At 70.6% G+C, this 18,112-nt stretch carries 14 protein-coding genes; 8 read left to right on the plus strand and 6 right to left on the minus strand.

Going from position 1 to position 18,112, the window contains the following annotated elements:
* Window positions 1-22: 22 nt before the first annotated feature.
* Both CYFUS_RS04075 and CYFUS_RS04080 read right to left on the minus strand, forming a co-directional pair.
* Window positions 23-1,504, minus strand: a complete 1,482-nt coding sequence (locus tag CYFUS_RS04075) for a sensor histidine kinase (protein ID WP_095984035.1) — start codon at window positions 1,502-1,504, stop codon at window positions 23-25.
* Entirely contained in the window at window positions 1,501-2,175 is a 675-nt protein-coding gene (locus CYFUS_RS04080; protein WP_095984036.1) for a response regulator transcription factor, read from the minus strand. Before CYFUS_RS04080 ends, CYFUS_RS04075 begins: the two co-directional genes overlap by 4 nt.
* A 292-nt stretch (window positions 2,176-2,467) precedes the next feature.
* On the opposite strand from CYFUS_RS04080, the gene CYFUS_RS04085 reads away from it, so the two are divergent.
* The 3 genes from CYFUS_RS04085 to CYFUS_RS04095 are packed head-to-tail and all read left to right on the plus strand — an operon-like array spanning window position 2,468 to window position 5,974.
* Window positions 2,468-3,667, plus strand: a complete 1,200-nt coding sequence (locus tag CYFUS_RS04085; protein ID WP_095984037.1) for an oxygenase MpaB family protein — start codon at window positions 2,468-2,470, stop codon at window positions 3,665-3,667.
* The gene (locus CYFUS_RS04090; RefSeq protein WP_269770208.1) at window positions 3,664-3,993 is read left to right on the plus strand and encodes a DMT family transporter; all 330 of its coding nucleotides are present in this window, start codon (window positions 3,664-3,666) and stop codon (window positions 3,991-3,993) included. Before CYFUS_RS04085 ends, CYFUS_RS04090 begins: the two co-directional genes overlap by 4 nt.
* A gap of 25 nt (window positions 3,994-4,018) precedes the next feature.
* Window positions 4,019-5,974, plus strand: coding sequence for a 4-alpha-glucanotransferase (locus CYFUS_RS04095; RefSeq protein WP_095984039.1), 1,956 nt, complete (start codon window positions 4,019-4,021; stop codon window positions 5,972-5,974).
* A 12-nt stretch (window positions 5,975-5,986) separates the two neighbouring features.
* Here CYFUS_RS04095 and CYFUS_RS04100 read toward each other — a convergent pair whose 3' ends face one another.
* Both CYFUS_RS04100 and CYFUS_RS50290 read right to left on the minus strand, forming a co-directional pair.
* Entirely contained in the window at window positions 5,987-6,652 is a 666-nt protein-coding gene (locus CYFUS_RS04100; protein ID WP_095984040.1) for an AMIN-like domain-containing (lipo)protein, read from the minus strand.
* A gap of 115 nt (window positions 6,653-6,767) precedes the next feature.
* The gene (locus tag CYFUS_RS50290) at window positions 6,768-7,238 is read right to left on the minus strand and encodes a CHRD domain-containing protein (protein ID WP_157758226.1); all 471 of its coding nucleotides are present in this window, start codon (window positions 7,236-7,238) and stop codon (window positions 6,768-6,770) included.
* Between the two features lie 223 nt (window positions 7,239-7,461).
* Here CYFUS_RS50290 and CYFUS_RS04110 point away from each other — a divergent pair, with 223 nt between their 5' ends.
* Window positions 7,462-8,751, plus strand: a complete 1,290-nt coding sequence (locus CYFUS_RS04110) for a pyridoxal phosphate-dependent aminotransferase (RefSeq protein WP_095984041.1) — start codon at window positions 7,462-7,464, stop codon at window positions 8,749-8,751.
* Window positions 8,752-8,949: 198 nt separating this feature from the next.
* Here the strand turns inward: CYFUS_RS04110 and CYFUS_RS04115 are convergent, their stop codons facing one another.
* Window positions 8,950-9,270: a hypothetical protein gene (locus CYFUS_RS04115; protein ID WP_157758227.1), complete on the minus strand. Its 321-nt coding sequence runs from the start codon at window positions 9,268-9,270 to the stop codon at window positions 8,950-8,952.
* Window positions 9,271-9,684: 414 nt separating this feature from the next.
* On the opposite strand from CYFUS_RS04115, the gene CYFUS_RS04120 reads away from it, so the two are divergent.
* From CYFUS_RS04120 to CYFUS_RS04135, 4 genes are all read left to right on the plus strand, one after another.
* Entirely contained in the window at window positions 9,685-14,004 is a 4,320-nt protein-coding gene (locus CYFUS_RS04120) for a DNA topoisomerase 3 (RefSeq protein WP_232537354.1), read from the plus strand.
* A gap of 164 nt (window positions 14,005-14,168) precedes the next feature.
* Window positions 14,169-14,744: a DUF2378 family protein gene (locus CYFUS_RS04125; RefSeq protein WP_157758228.1), complete on the plus strand. Its 576-nt coding sequence runs from the start codon at window positions 14,169-14,171 to the stop codon at window positions 14,742-14,744.
* Between the two features lie 301 nt (window positions 14,745-15,045).
* On the plus strand, window positions 15,046-15,840 hold the full coding sequence (locus CYFUS_RS04130) for a M57 family metalloprotease (protein WP_095984044.1): 795 nt from the start codon (window positions 15,046-15,048) through the stop codon (window positions 15,838-15,840).
* Between the two features lie 255 nt (window positions 15,841-16,095).
* Window positions 16,096-16,809: a C40 family peptidase gene (locus CYFUS_RS04135; protein WP_095984045.1), complete on the plus strand. Its 714-nt coding sequence runs from the start codon at window positions 16,096-16,098 to the stop codon at window positions 16,807-16,809.
* Between the two features lie 89 nt (window positions 16,810-16,898).
* On the opposite strand, the gene CYFUS_RS04140 is transcribed toward CYFUS_RS04135, so the two are convergent.
* A complete protein-coding gene (locus CYFUS_RS04140; RefSeq protein WP_095984046.1) occupies window positions 16,899-18,041 on the minus strand; it encodes an AAA family ATPase in 1,143 nt (380 codons plus the stop codon).
* Window positions 18,042-18,112: the final 71 nt, after the last annotated feature.

The raw sequence follows: 18,112 nt of genomic DNA on the forward strand, positions 1-18,112 counted from the left end.
GCCCGCTCCGGCGAGTCGCCGCTCACGCGTCCTTCTGTCCGGGGGCCGACTCCTCGCCGACGAAGTCCACCTGGAGTCCTCCGTACTCGGAGCGGCCCAGCTTCAGGCTCCAGCCGTGCAGCACCGTCACCCGCGAGGCGATGGCGAGCCCCAGTCCGTGTCCTCCCGGCCCGCGGGTGCGCGCCGCGTCGCCGCGCACGTGGCGCTCGAGGATGTGGGGCAGCTCGTGCTCGGGGATGCCGGGCCCGTCGTCCAGCACGCGCAGGCGGAAGGTGGCGCCGGGCTCGCGCTCGAGCACCACCGCCACGTGGCCTCCGCGCGCGTTGTAGCGCACGGCGTTGTAGATGACGTTGCTCACCGCCTGCTCGATGAGGGTGTCATCCCCGAGGACGAGCACGGGCGGCTCGGGCACGGCGTGCTCCAGTTGCACGCCCTGCTGGCGCGCGATGGGGCGGTGGCGGCCGATGCACCGGCCCACCAGGGCGTTGAGATCCACCCTCGCGCGTTGCATCCCGGGCTCGCCCGCTTCCAGCCGGGCCGCCGCCCCCAGGTTGTGCAGGAGCGCCGCCATGTAGTGCGCCTCCTGGCTGGCCGCCGCGATGACCTCGCGCTCCACCGGCTCGCCCCGGGCCGCGCGCTGCTGCATCTCGGCCAGGTGCCCCTGGAGCACCGTGAGGGGGATCATCACGTCGTGCGTGGTGTTCTGCAGGAAGGAGCGCAGCGTCTGCTCGCGCTTCTCCTTCAAATCTATCTGCGCGTGGATGGCGCGGCCCGCCTCGTCGAAGGCGAGCGCCAGCTCGGAGATCTCATCGTCTCCGTGCACGGTGATGGGCCCCTGGTAGGTGCTGCGCACGAAGACCTTCACCTCCCCGGTGAGCTGGCGCAGGCGGCGCACCACCGGCCCCAGCGCGAGCAGCACGCCCACGAGCGACATCACCGTGGGCAGGAGCCAGAACTCCGGTGGAATGGGCGAGTACCAGGAAGGCCCCGGTCCGGGGCGCCCCGACATCCGCACGAGCACGAAGGCGCACGGTCCGCTGTTCCAGGGCATGCGCACGAGCACGTCCCGGGCGTCATTGGGTCCTCCCCAGCCGAGGGCCTGGCCGGCCACGTCCTCTCCCTGCCGCATGGCGCGCGCGAGCGAGGGCTCCAATGGGGGCGCCTGGGGGTTGCGGGCCGTGAGGTCCGGGTCGTACGCGAACAGCCGTGTGTTGCCCCGGGGCTCGCGGGGCCGGGGTGGGGGCCCCCAGCCTCTCTCGGGGGGAGGGCCCTTGGGGCGCTCGGGCGGGGGAGGACGCCGGGCGCGCGAGCCCTCGAGGCTCCAGGTCTCCGGGGCGGTCTCGCACTGCTCGCGTCCCTCGGCGGTCATGTGCGCGAGGGCGTACTCGGACAGGGCGGTCTCCACGGCGCGTGTTTCGATGACGAGGTGGATCCACCCCATGCAGAGCGCGACGGGGATGGCCACCGCCACGGTGGTGAGGGCCAGCCGCATGCGCAGCTTCACGCGTCGTCTCCCTCGCCGAGCCGGTAGCCGATGCCCCACACCGTCTCGATGTGCTTGCCGGGGCCGAGCTTGCGCCGCAGCCGGGACACGTGCACGTCCAGGGTGCGCTCGGTGCCCTCGCGCTCGGGATCCAACACGTGCTCGGCGAGCCACTGCCGCGTCACCGAGGCGCCGCGCCGCCGGGCCAGCGCGGCGAGCAGGTCGAACTCCACGCGGGTGAGCTCCACCGGCTTGCCGAGCACGCGGACCTCGCGCGAGTCGAGGTCCACCTGGAGCGAGCCGGCCTCCACGAGGCTCTGGCGCTGGAGCATGGGCCGGCGCAGCCGGGCGCGCACGCGCTCCACGAGCTCCTCGGGCCAGAAGGGCTTGGTCATGTAGTCGTCGGCGCCGAGCTTCAGGGCGCGCACCTTGTCCGCGGTGTCGTTGCGCGCGCTGAGGATGAGCACCGGCACGTCCGAGGCGCCCTCGCGCAGCTCCCGGAGGATGTCCAGGCCGTAGGTGCCCGGCAGCATGAGGTCCAGGATGACGAGGCGATACGTGGATGCCTCGCCAGGCGGCAGGGGACGGCCCACGGTCCACCAGGTGGGCTCGAAGCCGGCGCGCTCCAGACAGCCGGAGATCTGCGCGCCCAGTTGGGGATCATCCTCGATGAGCAGGAGTCGTTCTCCCATGGGTCCTGTCTCCTAGCGGACGAGTCGTAAGAGAATCTTAAGGCCGCGCTTGCGGCTGGGCTCCGGCGGGGCCAGCAGGTGCTCCCCGGGCGGAGGGCTCGGGGATGAGGCGACGCGCGCCCGGCGGACCCGGGCGTGGACATGAGCGCTCGTTGGCGAGTGTACGGGATTGAAGAGTTCGTGAGGAAAGCCCCCCGTTGATGTGCGGCTCCGGACAGAGAGCACTGGAGGGCCATGTCACACTGGCAACGTCGTTTTTTCCTCATTTCTCCTTCAGCGCGGAGGTCGGGCCATGTCGACGGACATCCAGATGATGGACGTACACAAGACGAATCAACTCCTGGAGGCCATGAGGGCGCAGGTGGATCCGCTCGCGGACGAGGTCATCCAGGAGCTGTTCGCGCGAGGGGAGGTGGGCTCGGCGAACGTGTGGATGGCCTATCTGATGAGGCATGGCTCGGCGGGGATGGAGCGGGTGCCCGAGCCGCTGCGGAGCTACTTCGAGCGGAGCGGGCGGCTGCCTGCCTGGGTGGACCGCGAGCTGTTGAGCGAGGGCCAGGCGCTGTTCCACCGGTGCGGGCCGTTGTCGGTGGTGGCGCTGGTGGGAGCGGCACTGCCCACGTGCTACGCGGGGGCGCAGGGCGTGCAGGTGTTGCACCTGACGTCGCGCATGGAGAAGGACATCCTGCGCCGCATCGTGGAGACGGCGCAGATGGTGGTGGATGTGATGGGCCCGGGGGGATTGGAGGAGGACGGGTGGGGGATCCGGGACGCGCAGCGGGTGCGGCTGATGCATGCGGCCGTGCGCCATCTGGTGCGCAGGAGTGGCCGGTGGGATGAAGCGTGGGGCCAGCCCGTCAACCAGGAGGACATGGCGGGGACGCTGCTGACCTTCTCGGTGGTGACGCTGCGCGCGTTGAGGAAGCTGGGCTACACGCCCTCGGCGCGCGAGGCGCAGGCGTACTACCACACGTGGCGGGTGGTGGGCTTCCTCATGGGTGTGGACGAGCGCCTGCTGCCGGCGAGTCTCGAGGAGGGTGAGCACCTGGCGGACGCCATCTTCGGGCGGGTGTTCGCCCCCAGCGTGCAGGGCCGGGAGATGACGCGCGTGCTCATCGAGCGGTTGGATCATCTCGTGCCGGGCCAGGTGTTCGAGGGACTGGCGGCCACGCTCATCCGCCACCTGGTGGGGGACGAGACGGCGGATCTGCTCGCGGTGCCGCCCTCGGACTGGTCGCACTCGGTGATGAAGCCGTTGTGGTTGCTGGGGTGGCTGGTGGAGGGCAGCGAGTGCAGTGAGTTGACGGCGAGGATGTGCGGGTTGTTCGGCCGCACGTTGGTGGAGGGCCTGGTGTGGATGGGCCGGGGTGGCAGCCGGCCGCCCTTCCGCATCCCGGATGTGCTGCAGGAGTCCTGGCGGGTACGGGGCCCCGAGGAGCGTGAGAGGGTTCACGAGGAGCCCGTGTCCCTGCTGGAGAGATCATCCGCGTGAACCCCTATGTGTTGCCGGGCATTTCGATTCTCATGGAGGTGGTGGCGACCTCTTCGTTGCGAGCGAGCGAGAGCTTCACCCGGCTGGTGCCGAGCGTCGTGGTGGTGGTCGGGTATGGCACGGCCTTCTACGTCATGAGTCACGCGTTGAAGTCGCTGCCGCTCGGGTTCTCGTACGCGGTGTGGAGCGGCGTGGGCACGGCCCTCACTGCCATGATTGGCTGGTTTTACTTCCGGGACGTGTTCCACTGGAGCGGGCTGGTGGGCATCGGCCTCATCATCGCGGGGGTGGTGGTGCTCAACGTCGGGGGGTCGGCGCGGCACTGAGCGGGCGGTGTATTCTCGCGCGCCCATGCCTCCCGTGACTCTTCCCGAAGACTACCGACACCATGTGACGGCGGCCCTGGCCGCGCTCGACGTGCGCAATCTGGTGCTGAGCCTGCACGACCCGAGCCTGCCGGGGGCACCTGGGGAGGACGTGGGCCGGGGCTCGCCCTATGCGGCGGGGGGGCAGCGCTTCCTCGAGTTCGCGCGGGAGCTGGGCTTCACCGGCATCCAACTGGGCCCGCAGGGGCAGACGACGGAGGACAATCCCTCGCCGTATGACGGGACGCTCTTCTCGCGCAACGTGTTGAACGTGGCGCTGGGCGAGCTCGTGCGGGAGGAGCCCTGGGGGGCGCTCTTGCGGCCCGAACGGGTGCGCGCCGTCGCCGCGTCCCGGCCCGGGGGGGAGTCGCGCGTCGCGCACCGCCACGTCTTCCGCGTGCAGGAGGAGGCGCTGGAGGAGGCGTGGGAGATGTTCCAGTTCAAGCGGGCCCAGGCGCAGTCTGGAGGAGTCATCGCGCGACTGGCCGAGCGCTTCGAGGACTTCCAGCGGGAGAACGCGCAGTGGTTGGAGCGGGATGCGCTCTATGACGTGTTGTGCCTGGAGCATGGCCGTCCGTACTGGCGGGAGTGGCCGAGCGAGTGGGATCGGCGGCTGTGGAATCCGCGTCCGAGCGAGGAGGGGGCGTTCGCCCATCGCCGGCAGGTGCTGCGCGCGAAGCACGCGGCGCGGGTGGAGGGGTATGCCTTCCGGCAGTTCATCGTGCACGAGCAGCATCGGGCGTTGCGCGAGCGCACGGCGGAGTGGGGCCTGAAGCTGTATGGGGACCTGCAGATTGGCTATTCGCCGCGGGACGCGTGGGCGTGGCAGGGGTTGTTCCTGGGCTCGTACCTGATGGGGGCGCCGCCCAGCCGCACCAATCCCGAGGGCCAACCGTGGAACTATCCGGTGTTGGATCCCTCGCGCTACCACGAGCCGCCCGGGCCGCCGCATGTCTACGAGCCGGCGGCGAAGCCCGGTCCGGTGTTGTGGTTCATGGCGGCGCGGGTGAACAAGATGCTGGCCGAGTACGACGGGCTGCGCATCGATCATCCGCACGGGCTGGTGTGTCCCTGGGTGTATCGGGCGGGGGCGATGGAGCCGGTGCGCGCGGTGCAGAACGGGGCGCGGCTGTTCGCGTCACCGGACCTGGCGGATCATCCGGAGCTGGCGCGCTACGCGCTCGTGCCGCCGGAGGGATTGGACCGCTCGGTGCCGCGCTACGCGGACGGGTGGGTGCGCGAGCTGACGCCAGAGCAGGTGACGCGCTACAGCGCGCTCTTCGACGCCATCATCGCGGCGGTGCACGCGCAGGGGCGTCAGGTGTCGGATCTGCTGTGCGAGGTGCTGAGCACCATGCCGTATCCGCTGCGGCGGGTGTTGGAGCAGTACGGATTGGGGCGCTTCCGGGTGACGCAGAAGGCGGACCTGACGAATCCGCGGGACGTGTACCGGGGAGAGAACGCCGCGCCCGCGGACTGGATCATGTTGGGCAACCACGACACGAAGTCCATCTGGGCGCTGGCGGAGCGGTGGTTCGCGGTGGGCGAGGCGCGGGCGCAGGCGGACTATCTGGCGTGGCGGCTGCACCCCGAGGAGGAGGGGCGGGAGGCGTTCGCCCGTCGGCTGGTGGAGGAGCGGGGGCTGCTGGTGCAGGCGAAGTTCGCGGACCTGTTCGTCAGCCGGGCGGAGAACGTGATGGTGTTCTTCGCGGACCTGTTGGGGCTGAAGGAGACGTACAACGCGCCCGGCACGGTGAGCGACGAGAACTGGAGTCTGCGCATTCCCCAGGAGTACCGGCGCGAGTATGGGGAGAAGCTCGGACGCGACGCGGCGCTGAACCTGCCCGGGGCACTGGCGCTGGCGCTGCGCGCGGTGAAGCCGGAGCACCAGCCGCTCATCGAGAACCTGGAGCGGCTGGCGGCGCGCTTGCGGCACGGGTAGGGCGGGGTGTCCTCAGTGGCGCACGTCCACCACGATGCGGGTGGGGGAGCGCAGCTCGAGGACGCGATAGGCCTGGGGCTGCTTCACGCCGAGCACCCAGGTGACCTCGCCCTCGAAGTCGCACGTCTGCTCCAGCTCCTGGAGCACGGGGAGGGCGGCGGTGCGCTCGCGGCTGGCGATGGTGACCTGGCCGTTCTCGTCGTGGGCCTGGGCGGGCTGGAGGCTCACCTGCAGGCGGCCCTGTCCGGCGACTTCCGTGGGGTCTCCGGAGCCGCACCGGATGGCGGGCCCGTCGAGGTACTCGACGCGGTAGCCGGGCAGTGTCTCTCCGTCGAACTGGAAGACGACGCGGTCGAAGCCCTCGTTGCGCGCGGCGCGCACCTCGCGCAGCGTCGCGGCCTTCTGGCCAGAGCGCGGGACGTTCGTTTTCGCCTGGATCCACTCGGGCTCCTTCGCCTCCGGGGGAGGTGTGGCGGGAGGCGGGGTGGACGGAGGCGGGGCGGTGGCGGACCCGGTGGCCGGGGCGGGAGCCTCCGGCGGGGGAGGGGTGGGGGAGGGGGGAGTCTGGGCCTTCGTGGGAGGCGTCGCGGGCGCGGGAGGCGCCGCTTCCTTGCAGCCCACGAGTGCGAGACAGGCCGCGAGTCCCACGGCCGACAGCGAGCATCCCCTGCGCTTCATGCACGTTCTCCTGGTGGCCCCTGGGGCCGGGTGGAGGCCCGGTGTGTCACGGTGGGCGCCCGGGAGCCAGAAGGAAGGCGGAACGGGTCTGGCGCCCGTTCCGCCGGAGGGGGACTCAGTCCTGCTGGCGGGGAACGAGCTGGCCGCGGATCTCGCCCCCCGGATTGTTCACGGTGTGGACGTTCACGTAGAACTGCCCGTTCTTGAAGGCCTCCTGCTCCTCGGAGCTGAGCTTCCGGGTGCCCGAGAAGCTGCCGATGCGCAGGTCGGTGCCGGTGGTGACCTGGAGGCCGAAGACGATCCCTCCCGCCACGCTGGGCGCGCCCTGGTGGATGTGGACCGAGCTGCCAGACACCTCATGCAGGTCGCTCAACAGGCCGCTGAAGGTGCCCTGGACCTTGAGCTCACTGCCATCGAGCTCGGCGGTGGCGACGCCCGTGGCGTTGGTGTTCACCGGAGGCGCCTCGTTGGCGCCCGACAACTGGGTGGTGGCGACGTAGGGGGCCCCTCCGCAGCCGAGCATCCCGACCAGTCCCACGCCCACCAGCATCCGCACCGCCTGACGCATCGTATAACGCATGTTCATTGCATCTCCTCTGTCTTCCACCTGAGTCCGGGCGGGTGCCCGGGATGGGCCGGGGACCCTGACCCTGAGTGTCGGTCCGTGTCTAGAGGACTTGCGGGCCTGCATCGATTCGGTGTGCGGGCAAGTGCCCGGTAGCGCACGGACCGCTTGGGCGGAGGCCACGTGACGCGTATACCGTCGCCGCGACTCGTCGCGCTTTGCGCTTCCCTGGAGTGTGAATCCCATGGCTCTTGATCTCAATCCCCTGTTTGGCCCCCGGCGGGACGACACCGTCGGCACGATGGCGCGAGGACTCCAGGGCAGTGAAATCCTCCGCATCGCGGCGGAGATCCGCGAACTGGTGGCTCAGGGGCGGCAGGTGTGCAACCTCACCGTGGGCGACTTCAGCCCCCGCGAGTTTCCCATTCCCGCCACCCTGGGCGAGGGCATCGCCCAGGCGCTCGCGGCGGGCGAGACGAACTATCCGCCCTCGGACGGCATGCTGGCGCTGCGTCAGTCCGTGCAGCGCTTCTACGAGCGGGCGCTGGGCCTGAAGTACCCGCTGGAGAGCGTGCTCATCACCGCGGGCGCGCGGCCCATCATCTATGGCGTCTACCGCTCGGTGCTGGACGCGGGCGACACGGTCGTCTACCCGGTGCCCTCGTGGAACAACAACCACTACGCGTACATGCTGGGGGCGCGGTCCGTGGAGGTGAAGACGGACGCCGAGCACGGCTTCATGCCCACGGTGGAGCAACTGGCGCCGCACCTGCCGCAGGCCCGGCTGTTGTGCCTGTGCAGCCCGCTCAACCCCACGGGGACGATGATCTCCCCCGAGGCCATGAAGGCCATTGGTCAGCGCGTGGTGGAGGAGAACCGCCAGCGCGAGGCGCGGGGCGCCCGGCCCCTCCTGGTGATGTACGACCACATCTACTGGACGCTCACCTTCGGCCAGTCGCGGCACGTGACGCCGGTGGAGCTGGTGCCGGAGCTGGCTCCCTACACGGTGTTCGTGGACGGCATCTCCAAGGCGTTCGCCTCCACGGGCGTGCGCGTGGGCTGGGCGGTGGGCGCCCCGTCCATCATCTCGCGGATGAAGGACGTGCTGGGCCACGTGGGCGCCTGGGCCCCCAAGGCCGAGCAGGTGGCGGTGGCGCGCTTCCTGGATGACGCCCCAGCCGTGTCTGCCTACCTGGAGACGATGCGGCGGCGGGTGGACGAGCGGCTGACGGCGCTGCACCAGGGCTTCTCCGCGATGCGCGCGGCGGGACTGCCCGTGCTCTCCATTCCTCCCCAGGGCGCCATCTACCTGTCGGTCCGCTTCGAGCTGCTCGGCAAGGCGGGGCTGCGCACCAACACCGACATCCGCAAGCTCCTGCTGGAGAAGGCGGGCTTCGCGCTGGTGCCCTTCCAGGCCTTCGGCCTCATGGAGGACACCGGGTGGTTCCGCCTGTCGGTCGGGGCCGTGTCGGTGGAGGAGATCCGGGCGGCGCTGCCCCGCGTGGAGGCGGTGCTGCGCGAGGTGGTGAAGTAGGCCCCACGCGGAGCCCGGAAAAAAATGGGGGGTGCCTCGTTTGAAAGCGAGACACCCCCCACCATATTTGACCCCGACTACTCCATCCTCCCCCTTGCGGCGGACGGGCATCGTTGGGTCATCCGCCAGAACTCCCCGCCCCCGCGGGTCCTCCTGACGGCATCCTGGTACGGCATATGTCGTGGGTGGTGGGGGGCTCTACCAGCTGTAGATACCGCCCTCGTCCACCTCGTGAATCCCGGCACCGTGCTCCAACGAGGACGGGCCGTGGTCTCGCTCTCTGACGAGCACGATGGGAGCCAGCGCCAGCCGCGGTGCGCGAGACCGGAGCCGCGCCAGAGAGGTCACCCCCGTGACCACGCCGCGCAGTCCGGCCGTCACCTCGGCCTCTGTCAGTGCCGCCAACTGGCTTCGCTTCGCCCCCGCGAAGGACGCCAGCCCCGACACCTCCAGCCGATGGCTCCCATCGGGCTCGTGTTTCCCGGCCGTCCAGGACAGCCGGGTCAGAGTCTTCGCCACCGACGCGGAATGCTCACCCCCCCGGTACAGCACGCCTCCCGCCCTACCCTCGACCACCCCATGGCTTGCGTGACGCGAAGCCCCCATCCCCAGTTCCACTTGCAGCTGCATGGTGTCCCGACCCCGTGGCTTGCTCGTGAGCGCGTTGGTGACAGGGGCGGATATTGGCCAAAACGCGCCGGCGAGTTTTCCACGCGGACGACAACTGCTTGCGCGAAGGCGCCAACCCGGGAGCCAGGCGCCATCCTGGAGGGGTGAAGCCCCGGTTTTTCACTCTCAGCGCACCTCGGGTGGCCCGCTCGCCTGCCCTCCAGCGGAAAGACCCCTGGGCTGAACGCACTTGCAGGTGAAAGGAGGCGGCGCGGGGTATGGTCAGGGGACCGGGACGCCGGTGGAAGACGCGAATGAGGTGGGATGAGCATGGGTGATGGAGCGCGGGGTGTGCTGGCCGTGGTGGCGGAGAAGCCCTCCATGGCGCGCGACATCGCCCGGGCGTTGGGCGCGCGCGAGCAGGGGGAGGGGTGCTTTCGCGGCAACGGCTACGTGGTGACGTGGGCCATCGGCCACCTGGTGGGACTGGCGCAGCCGCACGAGATGCGGCCCGAGTGGAAGCGCTGGCAGCGCGAGCTGCTGCCCATGCTGCCGGGCGACTGGCCGCTGGTGGTGGAGGAGAAGACGGCGAGCCAGTTCCAGGTGGTGCGCCGGGTGATGAACGCCCCCGAGGTGGACTCCGTGGTGTGCGCGACGGACGCCGGGCGCGAGGGCGAGCTCATCTTCCGCTACATCTACGAGGCCGCCGGGTGCCGCAAGCCGGTGCGGCGCCTGTGGGTGTCCTCGCTGACGGAGAGCGCCATCCGCGAGGGCTTCCGCACGCTCAAGCCGGGGCGGGACTACGAGCCCCTGGCGGACGCGGCCCGGGGCCGCAGCCGGGCGGACTGGCTCGTGGGGATGAACCTGTCGCGCCTGTACACGCTCGCCTGCGGGGACACGTTCTCGGTGGGGCGGGTGCAGACGCCCACGCTGGCCATGGTGGTGGAGCGCGAGCTGGCCATCCGCGACTTCGTCCCCCAGGAGTACCTGGAGGTGCTCGCCACCTTCGACCCGGCGGGCCCCGAGGCGCCGGGCCGCTACCAGGGCACCTGGTTCCGTCCCGCGCTCCCCGGCAAGGAGAAGGAGTGGGACGCGCGCGAGGCCCGGCGTCTGCCCGCGGACGGCGAGGAGGCGCGCGTGGTGGTGGAGCGCGTGAAGGCGGGTCGCGCCGTCGTGGAGTCCATCACCTCCGAGACGAAGCGCATGGCGCCGCCGCTGCTCTACGATCTCACCGAGCTGCAGCGCCACGCCAACCGCCTGTATGGCTACAGCGCCCAGCGCACCCTGGAGCTGGCACAGGCGCTCTACGAGAAGCACAAGCTGCTGAGCTACCCCCGCACCTCCAGCCGGCACCTGTCCCAGGAGATCGCCCGCACCCTGCCGCAGGTGGTGGACGCCATCCGCGCCCCCTGGGAGGCCCAGCTCGCGCCGGGCACCGGCACGCGCGCGCTCGGCCGCCGCTTCGTGGACGACGCGAAGGTGACGGACCACCACGCCCTCATCCCCACGACGACCCCGCCCGGAGACGCTCGGCTGTCCGTGGAGGAGCGCAACATCTACGAGCTCGTCTGCCGGCGGCTGCTCGCGGCGTGGCACGAGGACTTCGTCTGGTCCGTGACGACCGTCATCACCGCCGTCACCTCGCCGGGCGTGGACCCCGCGCTGCCCACGGTGGATCGCTTCCACAGCGCGGGCACCCTCGTGGAGCGTCAGGGCTGGAAGGTGCTGGACGTGGGCGGCGGACAGCGCGCGCCCAAGCCCCGCGAGGCGGCCAAGGCGAAGAAGGACGGCGAGGCCGAGGCGGAGGAGCCGGAGGACGATCAGGACCTTCCGCCTGGGCTCGTGAAGGGGCTCGCGCGCACGGTGCGCGAGGTGAAGCCGGTATCGAAGCGGACGCGGCCTCCCCCCCGGCTCTCGGACGCGAGCCTGCTCACGGCGATGGAGACGGCGGGGCGCGCGCTCGACGACAAGGAGCTGGCGGACGCGATGCGCGAGTCGGGTCTGGGCACCCCCGCCACGCGCGCCGCCATCATCGAGACGCTGCTGGATCGGGGCTACCTCGTGCGGCGCGGCAAGTCGTTCGAGGCGACCGAGAAGGGCATCGGCCTCATCCGCGTGGTGCACCCGGACGTGAAGAGCCCGGCGATGACGGGCCAGTGGGAAGCGTGGTTGCGGCGCATCGAGGGCGGCAGCGGAGACCTCGACTCCTTCCTGCACGGCATCGAGGCCTATGTCATCGAGGTGGTGGGCAAGGTGCCGCCCTCCATTTCCCTGCCGCCCGGGGCCCTCGCTGCTCCGTCCCGCCCCGCCCCGGCCGTGGCCTCCGAATCCGCTTCCCGCGCCGCCGCCCCCGTGAAGAAGGGCAAACGCGCGAGCTCCCCGGGCGAGTCCCCCGCGTCCTCCCCGCTCCGGCAACCCGCGCTCGCCCTGTCAGGGACCGTCCGGCCCGAGCGCACGGTGCGTCCGCGCACGCCTCCCTCCGAGCTGCGGGGTCTGCTCAAGAGCGTGTTCGGCTTCCCGGACTTCCGCCCGTACCAGGAGGCGGTGTGCCGCACGGCCACCGAGGGCAAGGATCTGCTGCTGGTGATGCCCACCGGCGCGGGCAAGTCGCTGTGCTACCAGTTGCCGGGCCTCGCGCGCGCCGGCACGACGCTGGTCATCAGCCCCCTCATCGCGCTCATGGAGGACCAGGTGGCGCGCTTGCAGTCCCTGGGGCTCGCGGCGGATCGCATCCACTCCGGACGCGATCGCGCCTCGTCGCGCCAGGTGTGCGCGGACTACCTCGAGGGCCGGCTGGACTTCCTCTTCATCGCCCCCGAGCGGCTCGGTGTGCCGGGCTTCGTGGAGCTGCTCGCCCGGCGCACCCCCGCGCTCGTGGCCGTCGACGAGGCGCACTGCATCTCCCAGTGGGGACATGACTTCCGTCCCGACTACCGGCTGCTGGGCGCCCGGCTGCCCATGCTGCGCCCCGCTCCCGTCATCGCCCTCACCGCCACGGCCACCCCCGACGTCCAGCGCGACATCCTCCAGCAACTGGGCCTCGAGGGCGCCGGCAGCGCGCCCGCCCGCACCTTCATCCACGGCTTCCGGCGCACCAACATCTCCATCGAGGTGCGCGAACTCAACCCGAGCCAGCGCCCCGACGCCATCCGCGAGCTGCTCGCCGAGCCCTCCCACCGTCCCGCCATCGTCTACGCCGCCACGCGCAAGCACGCCGAGCAGTACACGGAGCGGCTCGGCGCGGACTTCCACACGGGCACCTACCACGCGGGCATGAGCGCCCCGGAGCGCGACGCCGTGCAGACGGCCTTCCTCGGTGGTCGCCTGGACGTCATCGTGGCGACGACCGCCTTCGGCATGGGCATCGACAAGGCGGACGTGCGCACCGTGGTGCATGCCGCGCTGCCCGCCAGCCTCGAGGGCTACTACCAGGAACTGGGCCGCGCGGGCCGCGATGGTCTGCCCTCGCGCGCGGTGCTGCTGCACGGCTTCATCGACCGGCGCACCCACGAGTTCTTCCACCAGCGCGACTACCCCGAGCCCGCCGTGCTCGAGCGGCTCTACCGCGCCGCGCGCGAGGAGCCCGAGCCCAAGGAGGCACTCGCGGCCCGGGTGCGCCTGGAGTCGGATGTCTTCGACAAGGCACTCGAGCAGTTGTGGATTCATGGCGGACTGGAGCTGTCCCCGGACGAGTCCGTGCGCCAGGGCAAGCCCGGCTGGAAGACGTCGTACTCGGCGCAGCGCGCGCACAAGCAGGCACAGCTCGAGCACATGGCCCGCTACGCCGAGTCCCATGGGTGCCGGATGAAACACCTCGTGGCGCACTTCGGCGACGTGCAGGACTCGGGCGCCGCCTGCGGCCTGTGCGACGTGTGCGCTCCCCAGGACTGCGCCACCCTGCGCTTCGGCGCGCCCTCCGCCGCCGAGACCCAGGCGCTCACCCGCATCCTCGGCGCGCTCCACGAGCGCGATGCCCAGGCCACCGGCCGGCTCCACCGGGAGCTGTTCGGCGAGGCGCTCCCCCGCCGCGACTTCGAGCGCCTGCTGGGGGGGCTCGTGCGCGCCGGACTCGTGCGCCTGTCCGAGGACACCTTCGACAAGGACGGCCAGAGCATCACCTTCCAGCGCGTGGCGCTCACCCCCGAGGGCCGCCGCACCCGCGCTCCCGCCGCGGGCCTCGTGCAACTGCCGCTGCCCCCCGAGGAGGCCCCCGCTCGTGGACGCCGGGACTCCCGCGCCCCCGCCCGCAAGTCCCGGGGCGGCCGCCGGGGCTCGCGCCGCAAGAGCGCGGCCCGGCCCGAGCTCGAATACGAGGCGGCCGAGCCGTCCACCCCGGCCCCTCGTGGCCGTGAGGCCCTGTCGCGGGCCCTGGAGCGCTCGCGCTCGCGGCGCGCGGGGACGGCCTCGGTCATGGACGGGGCCCCGCCCCAGCTCGTGGAGGCGCTCAAGGCCTGGCGTCTCACCGAGGCGCGCAGGCGCCGCGTGCCCGCCTTCCGCATCCTCACCGACCGGGTGCTCGGGGCCATCGCCAGCGCCCGTCCCCGGGATGGTGCCGCCCTGCAGCGCATCCATGGTGTCGGTCCCACTCTCACCGAGCGCTATGGCGAGACCATCCTCGCGCTCGTGGGGCGCATGCCCGGCTGAGACTCCGGCCGCAGCCGTGTGTCCTGTGTCGGGGCGAGGGGGTCGCTGAAGGGCGCGTCTCTATGGAAAAGTGAGCATCGGCCCGGTGGGAGAGGGCGCACTTCCGCCGGGAATCCGCTTTTCTGTCCGAGCGGAGCGATGCCAGAATGCCAGGGAGGTCGTCCATGTCGCCGCAGAAGCTGGTGTTCGCCGCCGCCGTCGAGGCGCTGTTCGTGCGCGAGTTGGGCGCCACCCTGTCGGGAGTGGGCCGCAGGTTGCTGCGCAACGTGGGGCTGGACCTGGAGCAGCCCCTCGAGGTCGCCTATCCCCTGGCGCAGTGGAAGGTCTTCCTGCACATCGCCGCCCAGCTGCTCTACCCGCACCTGCCCTCCGCCGAGGCGCACTGGTGGATGGGCATCCACTTCGTGGAAGGCTACTTCCAGACATCCATGGGGCGCGTGTTGGCGGAGCTCGCGCCGGTGCTCGGCCCCCGCCGGATGCTCGAGCGCATCGGGGCGGACCTGAGCAGCGGCAACAACTTCAGCGAGGTGCGCCTGGTGGAGCACTCCCCCCGCTACGTCGAGCTGTGGATGAACGACGTCCTCGACGACTACTCCTCCTTCGCCGCCGGCCTCATTCTCCGTGCCCAGCAGTTGGCCGGCGCGCGCAACGTGTTCGTGGATGTGTGGTCCTTCGATGGCACCGCCGGCACCTTCCTCATCCGCTGGCGCGACGCCACTCCCCGCGCCCTGTTCGGATGACGATTCGGCCACTGTCCGAAAGTCGGACGCCCCTGCCCGGATTCCGGTCAATCCGGGTCGGGCCTTCCAACCCCCCGAAAACTGGCTTCGCCGCGCGGGGGATGTCAGGGGGATTTACAGCTCTGGTCGTTTTTCCTGGAGCATGAGTACTCCAGGCTTACCCGGTAAAAAAGGGAGGACGAGGGGTTCTCCGAGGGGCGGAGGAGTTGGCCCGTGAGTTGCTCATGGCCCGGGGCGCGTAGCCGCAGCGGATGACCTCCGGCGGCTCGCGCCCCCTCGTTGTCCCCCTTGAGGAAGTTCAATGCGCAAGATTTCCATGGCGTTGCTGGCTGGTGCGGCTCTCGTTGGTTGCGGCGGTCCCGAGACGGTCGAGGAGAGCGCTCGCATTCCGTCGTTCGAAGAGTTTCAGGCCTCGGCCATCAAGGACGAGGGCAATGTGTGGATCGTCAATGGCGACGAGGCGGTAGAGGACCTGCGCGCGTACTATGACGCCGTCGTGGCGCGCGGTGACGTGGGCGAGAGCACCGGTGGCCTGGCCGTGTACAACACCGGCAGCGACATCAAGTGGAGCGCCACCGCGGCCAAGAACATCACCTACTGTATCAGCCAGTCCTCGTTCGGCTCGCGCTACAGCACCGTGGTGAGCGCGATGAACAGCGCGGTGGCCGCCTGGGAGGCCACGGCCAACGTCAACTTCGTGCACAACAGCAGCCTCGACTCCAACTGCACCGCGTCGCAGACGGGCGTGGTGTTCGACGTGCGCATGGTGAGCGGCCAGTCCTACACGGCGCGCGCCTTCTTCCCCAACTCCAGCCGCTCGGCCCGCAACGTCCTCGTCGACAGCAGCGCCTTCGGCAACCTGGGCGTCTGGACGCTCACCGGCGTGCTGCGCCACGAGCTGGGCCACACGCTCGGCTTCCGCCACGAGCACACCCGCCTCTCCAGCACCGGCTGCTACGAGGACGCCAGCTGGCGCGCCCTGACGGCCTACGATGCCTCCTCCGTCATGCACTACCCCCAGTGCAAGGGCACCCAGAAGGGTGACCTCGTGCTGACGGCCTCGGACAAGACCGGCGCCCGCGCGCTCTACCCGTAAGCCCGTTCCCAGCCCCTCATCCCGCTCGGGGTGAGGGCGGGACATGACGAGGGCCGGAGGGGTTCACGCTTCCCAGCACGGGGGCGGGGCCTTCCGGCCCTTCGTCTTTGCGGGGTTTCTCCGCCGCGTCGCGTCACGGGGGGTCGTCGGGGGTCATGTCGGGAATCTGGAGCCAGGAGCTGCAACTTCCGCCCTCGGGTCCCGATAATTTCTTCGAGTTTGCGAATTTGAACCCCTTTTTCTGAGGAAACCTCCATGACCCCCGTCTCCTCCACCCGGTCGCAGAACTACCAAATCAAGTGGGGCGACACCCTGTCGGGCATTGCCAAGAAGAACGGCACGACGGTGGACGCGCTCATGAAGGCCAACCCGCAGATCAAGGACGCGAACAAGATCTACGCGGGCAAGGCCCTGAACATCCCGGGCCGGGTGGACAGCTTCGAGCCGGCCAAGGGCGGCGGCAAGACGGGCGGCACGGGCTCCACGGGCTCCGCGCAGGGCACGGGCGGCACGGGCCCGGCGACGCGCGGTCCGGGCGGCAGCCCCTTCGACATCGCGAAGTCGCACCTGCAGAAGAACGCCGGCAGCCTCAAGCTGGAGAAGAACGGCGTGGGCGCGGACATGGATGACTGGGTGCCCAACAACGTCAACTGCGCCAACTTCGTCTCCGCGTGCCTGGAGCAGGCGGGGCAGATCAAGAACGGCCAGCACCACAACTCGGTGGTGGGTCTGCAGGCCAACCTGGACAAGGATCCGAACTTCAAGCGCGTGTCGCTCGCCCAGGCCAAGCCGGGTGACGTGGTGAGCATGAAGACCCCGGGCGGCCACCACGTGGTGATGTACGCCGGCATGAAGGACGGCAAGCCCCAGTTCATCGGCTCCAACAACGTGAACAGCGATGGCTCGCAGCGCATCACCATGTCGTCGATGAACTACCCCATCATGTCCATCCACCAGTACCAGGGCTGAGCGCGGCCCGGAGTCTGGAGCAGCACGCACGCGGTGCCGGGGAGCCTCCCTGGCGCCGCGTCGTCGTTGAAGGGCTCGGGCGGTGGGGCTCAGTCCGTGACGACGGCCACCTGGTCACCCTCGAGCACCAGCCGCACGGTGGACACCTCGGGCTCACCGAAGTGCTCGTAGGCGGCGCGCTCGAGCTGGGGCACCAGGGCGGCGCGCAGGCCGCGCGCCCCCGTCTCGCGCTTGAGCGCCCGGGCCACCACCCACTCGCGCACCGCGGGCTCCACCACCAGCTCCAGCCCCTCGTGGGAGAACTCGCGCTGGTAGCCGCGCAGCACGTTGTCCTCCAGGATGCTGCCCAGCGTGGTCTCGTCCAGGGGCGCGAAGGAGACGATGCGGCTGAAGCGGCCGATGAGCTCCGGGATGAAGCCGTAGCGCGCGAAGGCCGCCGTCTGCTCTACCTGATCCTCGGTCACCTTCTCCGCGATGGCCGCCTCGCGCTTGCGCGCCTCGCGTCCGAAGCCCAGCCGCTCCTTCTGGCCGCCCAGCTCCTCCGCCGTGCCCTTGAGCCCGCTGAAGGCCCCGCACGCGATGAAGGTGAGCGCCGAGAGCTCCAGCGGCACGGGCGGCGTGCGGCTGGTGAAGCCGAAGTCCGGAGGGAAGTCCGCCCGGGGCGCGCTGAGCAGGTTGAGCAGGCTGCGCTGCACGCCAAACCCGCTCACGTCCTTGGTGGTCTGCTGCCCGGCGAAACGCGCGTCGGAGCGACTGGTGGCGAGCTTGTCGAACTCGTCCATGCAGATGGCGCCACAGGCCGCCCACTCCACGTTTCCGCCCGCCGCCTCGTACAGCCGCGAGAGCATCGTGGTCACGTCGTCCCCCACGTAGCCCGTCTCGGAGAACTGCGTGGCGTCCACGATGACGGTGGGCACGCCCAATATCTCCCGGAACAGCAGCTCCACGAGGAACGTCTTTCCGCTGCCCGTGGGCCCGAGGAACAGACAGTTCTCGCGCATCCCCGGCTCGGGGGGAATGCCCTCCAGGTGGATGCGCCGCAGCCGCTGCAGGTGCCGGTAGGCCAGCACCGACGCCGCGCGCCGTGCCTCCTGTTGTCCCCGGTAGCCCAGCTCGGACAGGCGCCGGTCTATGTCCCGGGGCGAGAGCACCTCCAGGGCGGCGACATGATCGCGAACGGATTCACTGGGCTCGAAGGGGAGGACTTGACGTCGTTCGGGGCGGAGGCTCATGCGGTGGGCGGCATCTTTCCGGTAGGCCCCATCGGGGACAAGCGTCGCCTGCTCTCGGCGCCAGTGCCCGC

Origin of the sequence: Cystobacter fuscus (assembly GCF_002305875.1) — a bacterium.
In the GTDB taxonomy this organism is placed as follows: domain Bacteria; phylum Myxococcota; class Myxococcia; order Myxococcales; family Myxococcaceae; genus Cystobacter; species Cystobacter fuscus_A.